Annotated in this window: 6 protein-coding genes and 3 pseudogenes; 5 read left to right on the forward strand and 4 right to left on the reverse strand. The window is 56.5% G+C overall.

The annotated features are described in order from the left end of the window. Positions 1-325, reverse strand: a pseudogene (locus EOD15_RS22650) (IS481 family transposase); the annotation flags it as partial. Here EOD15_RS22650 and EOD15_RS22655 point away from each other — a divergent pair. Beyond that, positions 308-556 (forward strand): hypothetical protein, encoded by a 249-nt coding sequence (locus EOD15_RS22655; RefSeq protein ID WP_127308885.1) that lies wholly within the window; start codon positions 308-310, stop codon positions 554-556. The pseudogene EOD15_RS22650 and the gene EOD15_RS22655 overlap by 18 nt on opposite strands. Positions 557-1000: 444 nt before the next feature. Here EOD15_RS22655 and EOD15_RS36885 read toward each other — a convergent pair. Beyond that, positions 1001-1854: pseudogene (locus EOD15_RS36885) on the reverse strand (saccharopine dehydrogenase C-terminal domain-containing protein); the annotation flags it as partial. A 66-nt stretch (positions 1855-1920) separates the two neighbouring features. Continuing rightward, the gene (locus EOD15_RS22665; protein WP_127308884.1) at positions 1921-2325 is read right to left on the reverse strand and encodes a hypothetical protein; all 405 of its coding nucleotides are present in this window, start codon (positions 2323-2325) and stop codon (positions 1921-1923) included. A gap of 864 nt (positions 2326-3189) precedes the next feature. Between EOD15_RS22665 and EOD15_RS35875 the strand changes: the two genes are divergently transcribed. The 4 genes from EOD15_RS35875 to EOD15_RS22680 all read left to right on the forward strand — a co-directional run bounded on the left by EOD15_RS35875 (position 3190) and on the right by EOD15_RS22680 (position 7216). After that, positions 3190-3336, forward strand: a complete 147-nt coding sequence (locus tag EOD15_RS35875) for a hypothetical protein (protein ID WP_164761583.1) — start codon at positions 3190-3192, stop codon at positions 3334-3336. Positions 3337-3356: 20 nt separating this feature from the next. Then, positions 3357-4052 (forward strand): class I SAM-dependent methyltransferase, encoded by a 696-nt coding sequence (locus tag EOD15_RS22670; RefSeq protein WP_127308883.1) that lies wholly within the window; start codon positions 3357-3359, stop codon positions 4050-4052. Between the two features lie 450 nt (positions 4053-4502). Next, positions 4503-5639: a KamA family radical SAM protein gene (locus EOD15_RS22675; RefSeq protein WP_127308882.1), complete on the forward strand. Its 1137-nt coding sequence runs from the start codon at positions 4503-4505 to the stop codon at positions 5637-5639. A 314-nt stretch (positions 5640-5953) separates the two neighbouring features. Beyond that, positions 5954-7216 (forward strand): D-amino acid dehydrogenase, encoded by a 1263-nt coding sequence (locus EOD15_RS22680; protein WP_127308881.1) that lies wholly within the window; start codon positions 5954-5956, stop codon positions 7214-7216. A 936-nt stretch (positions 7217-8152) separates the two neighbouring features. Here EOD15_RS22680 and EOD15_RS22685 read toward each other — a convergent pair. Then, a pseudogene (locus EOD15_RS22685) lies at positions 8153-8617 on the reverse strand (hypothetical protein); the annotation flags it as partial.

Below are 8617 nucleotides of genomic sequence, written 5' to 3' on the forward strand. Positions count from 1 at the left end.
GGCGCTGCAGGCAGCGATGCAGTGATGAGCGCGTCAGGTGTGGGATCGTCGGTTGTAAGGCATAGAGGCAGTCATCGAGTGGCAACAGAGTGTAGCGCCGGAAGGCGACTATGACGGCCTCCTCCTCAGGCAAGAGCACTGTCGATCTAGGCTCTCTCGGACCGGTCGGCAAATCTGCCACCGAGGTCCGGTCCCGCCATTTGGCAACAGTCTTTTGGTTGATCCCGTAGCGCTTCGCCAGCGCCCTCAGGCTCTCTTGACTATGCTGTATCGCTCGACGGACCGCCTCTGTCGTCGTGGCGCTCCCATGAAGAACCTGGCCCATAGCGCATCCCTTGATTCGGAGGACAAGGATGCCCCATCAAAATCTGGGATCAAACACCTATATCTGCTGCTCATTCGCACAACAATACGCCGGGAAATCCACGGTAATCCATTTGGGTCTGGATGCCTCCTCATGTTTCCATCGTTCACGCTGATGCTGGTTGTTGGTGGCGCAGCCGTTTTGCGCCGCTTTAGCCGTGATGCGGGCGCAGTTCGCCTTCATGCCAAATAGTATCGAACCTGCTAGCCGGTCAGTGCGGGCGCCCACGCCGACCGCCGCTACCATTGTGATGAAAATGTGGAGGCGCGACCCCCACGATCCGGATATCGACTGGTCTGGACCTATTGAGTCACTCAAGCTGAGCATGCAATGTGCCACGCCGCGAGCTATGAGCTTTCGTCAGCAGCAGCTGCAGACTAGTAGTGATGGAAAGACGGAATTACATCTGCCGGTGATCAACCCGGCGACAGAGAAGGTATTTGGCTCGCTGGCCGGAGCTTTCGGCGTCGGCCTGGTCGAAGCGACGAAGCCTCGCTTCGGCAGAGCGAACCCGCCGGGCTTGATTGATAGCGGCGACCCTGCCGACGCCGGCCAATTCCCGACGGACCGGTCGACGAGACGGACGAGAGCGTTGCAGCTCAGATTCTCGGACGACCGTGGCGCAGCGGATGCAGAGGCATAAAGGGCGCCGAAGCGATTGGCCAGAAATTCCGGCAACTTAATCTGCTCCTGGCAGATCAGTCCCTGCTGCGGCAGCCGGCCGTTAGCCAGCAGGTCGAGCACAGTGCGCAGATGCCAGCCGCCGTGGTCGCCTGGATGCGCTCGTCGGCTTGCCGTTGATCACCTGATAGTAAATTTTGTTGAAGTAGGTTTCCTGGATCCGGCGGCCCTGCTTGTGTCCGCTGACAATGACAACAGTTCACGCCCTCGCTCAGACGAAGATCGTGAAGCAGCGCCTTCATTCGGGCGGCGTGACCTGGATAGCGGATACTGCGATAATTCAGCGTCCCCACTCGGGCCTGCAGGGCATCGCATAGTGTGCCCAAACCACCGGAAGTATTGAAAGCCTCATACCGCGCGCCGTCGACAGAGAACTCCTCGTACTCCTCAAGCGCTGGGACTTCCACACGTTGGCCATTGGCGATCGCCTCGCAAGGCTCGCAATCGGTTGATCACCCCATCGGTGCTCCAGGTCAGATTGTCTGCAGCGCGCGTTAGCTGGATACTCTGGCAGAGCGCCCGTGCGCAGCCGCACCGCGTCGACACGGTCGAATCCGGCAGTAAGATGATGCGCTACGATCGAGATAAAGCCGGAGCGAGGACGCATTGTGGGACCGGCGGCCAGCATTTTGCTCTGGCGCGTACTCCCGACATCCTCGGTCAGATCAAGATAATGCACCCCGGCGGCAACTGCAGCACGGGCAATGCCGACAGCTAGACGTAGCGGCACCGCGCGAGCACGGCGAATTTGCCCGCAGTACACTGCACAACTGTTCCGGATCGTCGGCGTCCAGCGTTGCCGTACGCAAACGGGGATGCGCGGGAAGCCTCGCTAGCGAGGCCGCCGTCGCATATGCTGGCTAATGGCCTCTCCTTCAGCGGGCACGCATCGCCAACTCGGATTGCACGAGGTCGAAACGGATGGTCGCGCCGACTTGCCCGCCGATTCCATCTGCACTGTTCCGGATCGTTTCGACGAGGTTTTCGAGAACAGCATAGGGTGTGCAACTCTGTCGGCCTCGATGAAATTTTCCCAGCAGCAGCAAGGCGCAGTGCTTGTCAGGTCGGGCGCAGAAAACCAAGGAGCCACTGTCCTCGATTTCCTGCACAAGGAACGCGTCATCGGAGGCTATGCCCGAAAGCTGCTTGTAAACCCGACGCAGCCTTGGTCGAATTGCGACGTAGTCCTCCGAGGATTCAATAACGCCGGCAAGGGATAGATACGGCAATCTTGCCGAGCTCTGCAGCCATACTTCACTTCCGTCGGCTTTGAGAAACATTTTCAATCTCCCCGTTATTTAGAAGTCCCCAGATCGTGCGGCAAAGACGGTCCTTTGCCGTGACCCGCAGCATCCTCACCCGTTCGCTCTCGCAGCTGAGATCGCGCAGAAATGTCCACGTTAAGGAGGACCCCAATGGTTCTTCCACTCAGGCATTTTGTTCACAAAAGATATGCCCCTTCGGATTTGAATAGGCAAGAAGAGATCTACCAAGTTGCAATAAGTTATTGTTACCTTCGTAATTCTAGCGCATTGTTTTCGTAAAAAATAATAGTCAACAAATTACGGCTGCTAGCTAGCGGTCTGCCTTTGGGCTGGGAGCGCTTCGGAGAGAGCGGATTGGATGGAGCAATCCTCGTGGTGCTCGAAGACCGCCAAAAGCCACTGCTTCTCACCGGCCGGGAGTGGTAACGATTTCATCGAGATGCCATTTGGTGCCACATCAGGCGGCGGAGGAATTGGTTGGCGAAGTGCCGGCTAAACTTCTCGCCCCAGGCGCTGATCGTTGACGCGTGGCGCTGCTGTTGTCCTAGACCATACGCAAACTGAGCGGAAACGCGGAATTGAAGCCGCACCGCACGAGCCATGATCCTGACAAGGAAGAGGTTACAGCGACCGGGCGGATCCAATGCGGGGCGATGACACCTGCTGTCGGGTTCTGTCGAGTATCCGACACTGCGCTTACGCCTGGCTTCCTGCTGAACTCTCATAAGGCATTACAAAGTAAGCAGAATAATCTTTCTAGGCGCTTTTGCGGACAGTTGGCACGAGTTTTGAAACTCTGTCTTCGTAGGCCGGCAGGAGCTGCCGACCGGAGCGGAAAGGGCGGCCAACGCTTGTTCCCAGACACATAGGAGAGACAAAATGCTCGGCACGACCGTAAGCCAGAATTTGAAGCGGCACGGTTTACCGCCCGGTGGCTCGGTCCGGTTTTCATGCGCCGATACGGCAGAGGAAAATATCTGCCGCGCCATTGCGCCGCCGAAGGGATCTGCGCTGCATCCAATCTGATCTTAAATGGAGGAACCGTCATGAAAATCCCCGATCAAAAGTCCGCGATGGACCAAACCGCACGAAAAAAAGGTTCCCATGCACTCGACACGGATGTCGGTTACGTAGCCGAGTATTATCGTGATCGGGCCGATACCTACGATCTCCATGTCGGCAGTCAGGGGTATTGCGGGCCAATCGTCGTGGCAGAGCTGGCGGGAGCCGTGCAGACTGCCTATTTGGCCAAGGAGCGAGCAGCCGTTACAATCCTCGACGCTGGCTGTGGAACGGGCCTTGTCGGTCTGCAGCTGCAACGTCTAGGCTTTCAGTTGATCGACGGGTTCGACCTGATCGAGGAGATGGCCGAAAAGGCCCGACAGACCCGTATTTACCGCCATGTAACAGGCGGTGTAGACCTTAACGGTCCACTCTCGGAATACCCCAACGCGAGCTATGACGTCACGGTCTGCTGTGGCGTCTTCACGCACAGGCATGCCCGACCGGATGGACTGCGCGAACTGGCTCGCGTCACGCGCCCGAACGGCTTCGTCATCGCGAGCACCCGCAAGAGCTATGCGGAGGCGACATCCTTTGAAAATGCTGTGCGGCGTCTGCAGGATGCGGGTCTTCTGATGCCGGCACTTTGTCTTAGCGATGCGAGATACTACGAGGAAAACGCGCATTATTGGGCTTTCCAGGTGCTTGATAAAGCAAGAGCAACGGGTGAGCGGCTGTGACACACTAGCGCAGATCTCGCCGGCGGATCTGACTTTCGATGACCCGAACCGGCACTCGCCGATCGGCATGCGAAAGGCTTTTGACACCGATTAGGCCTAAAGCGGATCCGCGTCCCACGCAGAAACACAGGGGCTAAAGATGTAAAGGCTCTTGAACGTTGCTTGAAGTGCACAGCGTTCGAGAGTGCGGCTGGGCAGAGGTGCCCATTTTTACGCTGCGCGCGCCGTTTCGGCTAACTAAGATTGAAGCTGCGCGGCCATTGCCGAATCCATCTACCGGGGCTTGAGGATTTGAACCCGTCATTACCTCTTTGTACTCCAACGTCCAGAAGGTAAAGTCGGAATACCAGGGCATCTACTTCGGGATTTAGTTCGGAGAACTGATTTTCTCGGAGCCAACCGCATATCGCGAATGTATCTACAGATAAGTGACTCGAATGGAGGTGTGGCATGGTGGCAGAAACGGCCGCAGTAGACACGCGAAACAGCGAATGGGACAGCTGGCGTTGGCAACTTTCAAATAGCATAACCACTTTGGATGCATTGAAGGACCATATAAATGTTACGGCGGAAGAAGAAGAAGTTTTCCGCAAGGTCGGTGAAAAATATGTTTTTCGGGTAACACCCTATTACCTCTCGCTGATCGACAAGAAGGATCCAAACGATCCAGTTCGCCTACAGGCTATCCCTAACATCAAGGAACTTGACGATATCTTCCATATTGATCAGCTCGCCTCATTTCACCGATCGGGTGTAGATTCCGAAAACCCTCTTTGGAAGGAGGGGAAGACCGAAGTGAGTTGCATCGTTCATAGATATCCAGATCGCGTACTGTTTCATATTACCAATCTGTGTGCCATATACTGCAGACACTGCTCACGCAAGGTTCGCGCGGGGCGAAACGCGATCGTCAGCAATCGAGATCTCATTGACAAAGGAATAGCATATATAGCCGAGCGGCCAGAGATTCGGGACGTACTGTTAAGTGGAGGTGATCCGCTGATGATGGGCGACAATAAGATAGAGTACGCCTTGTCAAGGCTCAGGCATCTTCCGCACGTTCAGATAATTCGAATCGGCACTCGAACGCCTGTAACGATGCCACAGCGTATCACGCCCGAGTTCTGTGAAATGATCAAAAAGTACCATCCAATATGGATTAATACTCACTTTAATCACCCCAATGAGGTCACGCCTGAAGCGAAACTCGCTATCGAACGGTTGCTTGAAGCGGGGGTTCCGGTGGGCAACCAATCGGTACTCTTGAAAGGCATCAACGACTCGGTCGAGGTGATGAAAGAGTTGGTCCACAAACTCCTTATGGCGCGTGTGCGACCATACTATTTGTACCATGCGGACTTGGTCCGGGGCGCGGAGCACTTCAGAACTTCAATCAATACCGGGTTGCACATTATTGAGAGTTTGCGTGGGCACACCACCGGTTTTGCCGTGCCGCAATATGTAATCTGCACGCCGCTCGGCAAAACGCCACTCAATCCCAACTACCTGATAGGATCTGGACCTGGGTATATCACACTTCGCAACTACGAGTGGAGAACTTGGAAAGATCCTGACAGAATCGACTAAGGTAAAAGCTCACCGTTGCTCGCCAGAGCCCGCCGCGTGTAGGAAGTGATCTTCGGACCGTTCTGCGCCGACCTCGCCGCGTGCAGCGCCCGAGCCTCTTTCGACTGATGCTGGTCGAGGTCACTGCGCTCGAGTCGCTTGGCCTCTTTTGCGTATGATATCTCGATTCCAAAATTCGAGCCGGTATTGGCATCAGCCGTCGGTGAATGAGAACGTGGTGACGCAGATTGCAAACGCCGGCGCAGCGTGGCTAGGCCCGAATACGGTTGGGCCATTAGAGCCGAACAAAGACTTCTGAAAGGCAGGCACGGAGAATGAAAGTTGTTGTTATGGGAGCTGGCGTCATTGGAAGCACGACTGCCTACATGCTGACAAAGGCTGGCCTTGACGTCATCGTGATTGATCGTCGGGACCGCCCCGGCATGGAAACCAGTTTCGCGAACGGCGGTCTGATGAACCCAAGCGACTCTAGTCCTTGGAACTCCCCCGGCACGATGAAAAATCTCGGAAATATGCTCTTCGACGCCAATTCGCCGCTGAAGATCAAACCGCGCGCTGTCCCTTCGATGATCGGTTGGAGCCTCAAGTTCTTCGCCAATTCCAGGACCCGTGTGCACAAGGCGAACATGATCGCCAACATCCGGCTCGCGCGGCTCAGCCTTGAGACCCTGCGTGCTATCCGCGCAGAAGAGGGGCTCACTTACGACCAGACCGTCCGCGGAACCATGCGAATGTTCCCTCCTCAGGGTCGGATGTCCGAGTTTCTCCAGATGTGCCGGGAGATGGAAGAATGGGGCGTGGTCTTGGAGAAGCTCGACAAGGCTCAGATCCTAGAAAAGGAACCCTGCGTCGCGCCGGTCATCGACCGATACGCCGGCGCTGTTCTGTTCCCTGATGATGAAAGCGGTGATGCTCACAAGTTCACAAAAGAGATCGCGCGAGTGGCACAGGCGTGTGGCGCAAAGTTCTTGATGGACACCGAAGTCCTCGATATCAAGCGGGGAAGCGCGACGAAAATTTCACATATTCATACGACCAAGGGAGAGATCCAGGCGGACGCCTTCGTTCTGTCGCTTGGTAGCTACAGCCCAAACCTCTCGAGCAGGCTCGGCATTCATCTGCCGATCATTCCAGTAAAGGGTTATTCGATCACCGTTCCCTTAAACGGCTGGCAAGGAGGGCCGACACGTCCGATCATGGACGATGGCCTCCATGCGATGATCACGCCTATGGGTGATCGCCTGCGGCTGGGCGGTCGCGCCGAGTTCGCCGGCTACGATACCACGGTAGACATCAAAGAAGGGATGCGCGTCCTTGACGATGGCTTTAGAATGCTGCCGGAGCTCAAGGACCACGTGAATGCCGACTCCGTTCTAAACTGGAGCGGCCTGCGCCCGATGACGCCGGGCGGTCCCCCTGTGATCGGCCCGACCCGCTACAGCAATCTGTTCCTGAACACCGGCCATGGGCCGCTCGGCTGGACGATGGCCTGCGGGTCGGCCCGCATAATTACAGATTACATCACTGAGGGCCACCTGACGAGCGAAGCGGTCGCACCGGAAGACTATGCGCTCTGAACGCGCAGCATCTCAGGGCGCGAATAGGAGGCCCGAACTGCTGCTCTTCAGCGGCTCGTCGTTGGGACTGGAGTTACTAGAGGGAGCTCTGAAAAGCGCAGCGCCAGCGTGTAGGTCCCAAGATCTCCAGCGCGGAAGATGCCGACTGATGGCATCGCTCTCGACCTACCATGACCGTCGTATAAGCGGATCGATGGCGCCCGCACTCGGGGCGATGTTCGCGATCTGCGACGCGTCCGAGTTCTACGGCTATTGCGCGTCGGCAGTTAGCGAAGGCATCGACGTGAACCCCAACAAGATCCGGCGCCTATGCGCGCATGATCTGCAGCAAAGATGTGGCGCGCTTTGGCCAACCTTCCGAATCTGGTGAAGCAGATCATACCGGCCGGTCCGGACCAGCTCTGGGCTTGCGGCATGCTATGTCGCGCTGCCGACCTGCTTCGTCTACGTCGCCGTGCTCCTCGATGCTTGGTCGCGCTTGATTGTCGGCTGTGCGCCTGACGGTCGCTGCGTTGATAGCTGCCACCAATCGGAGAAGACCAACTCCAAACCCAATTCCTCATTCATGGTCACGGCTCGCAGTGTGCTGCAGGTATCTACCGGCTGTTCTTGCCGAAGGTCTGACAGGATCGGTAGGCCAATGACAACGCCGAGAACTTCATTGACACGCTAAGGTCGAGGCCCTCGGCTTCGAGACGTTGAGCATCTTTGCATTAACTCGATGAGTGCGGCGACTACGCCGCGATTGACTTCTTCAGTTCCGACGCGTCATTGGCAGCGCATTGGGGAAACCGTAGCTGCAAAGCGCCGCTGAATATAGCCGCGCGCCATGAGACAGTCGTCGAGCGGACATGCGGCTGATGTTTTCCTTGCTGGCGATCCTGTCAGAAGCCCCGTCTCTCTCGTGCTCTCAATTGCCCCAATGTTTGGCGATGATTACCCTTCACCCGAGGGCACCTGCGCAGGTGCGGAGACATGAGAGGTCGCTAATTGTTCCTGTTCCATTGGAAATGGTGTGATCGACCAACGAATTGAATCAACGGCACGCTGAACTATTGCGTTTGTCCGAGCACGGCTGGGTGATGCGGCGAGGACATATCCGATGTAGTCTCGGTAATCGCCTTTCCTGACGATCGGCGTCTTGGGTTTAATATACAGTTTCGCCTCGACGACGCCTGGTATGGCAGCCGCTCGACTTTCGCCATCGATCCAATCCAGGATACCATCGCGATCAGGAATCAGGAGCCGGGCGGTCGCAACATGCGAATGCCTCTTGTGCAAATTCCATTCCTCGCCGATCACGAGCTTGATGTGTTCGGTGACAAGATCGATACCGTGAGCCGCCTCAATCGTTTGGACACTGCCACCAAGACGCGGATTGACCTCAATCACGACTGGCCC

The organism is Mesorhizobium sp. M7A.T.Ca.US.000.02.2.1 (genome assembly GCF_003996995.1).
Classification (GTDB): domain Bacteria; phylum Pseudomonadota; class Alphaproteobacteria; order Rhizobiales; family Rhizobiaceae; genus Mesorhizobium.

Coding starts and splice junctions, on each gene's coding strand:
- EOD15_RS22670 (WP_127308883.1), top strand. CDS start 3,357: ATGAAAATCCCCGATCAAAAGTCCGCGATGGACCAAACCGCACGAAAA.
- EOD15_RS22655 (WP_127308885.1), top strand. CDS start 308: ATGAAGAACCTGGCCCATAGCGCATCCCTTGATTCGGAGGACAAGGAT.
- EOD15_RS22675 (WP_127308882.1), top strand. CDS start 4,503: ATGGTGGCAGAAACGGCCGCAGTAGACACGCGAAACAGCGAATGGGAC.
- EOD15_RS35875 (WP_164761583.1), top strand. CDS start 3,190: ATGCTCGGCACGACCGTAAGCCAGAATTTGAAGCGGCACGGTTTACCG.
- EOD15_RS22680 (WP_127308881.1), top strand. CDS start 5,954: ATGAAAGTTGTTGTTATGGGAGCTGGCGTCATTGGAAGCACGACTGCC.
- EOD15_RS22665 (WP_127308884.1), bottom strand. CDS start 2,325: ATGTTTCTCAAAGCCGACGGAAGTGAAGTATGGCTGCAGAGCTCGGCA.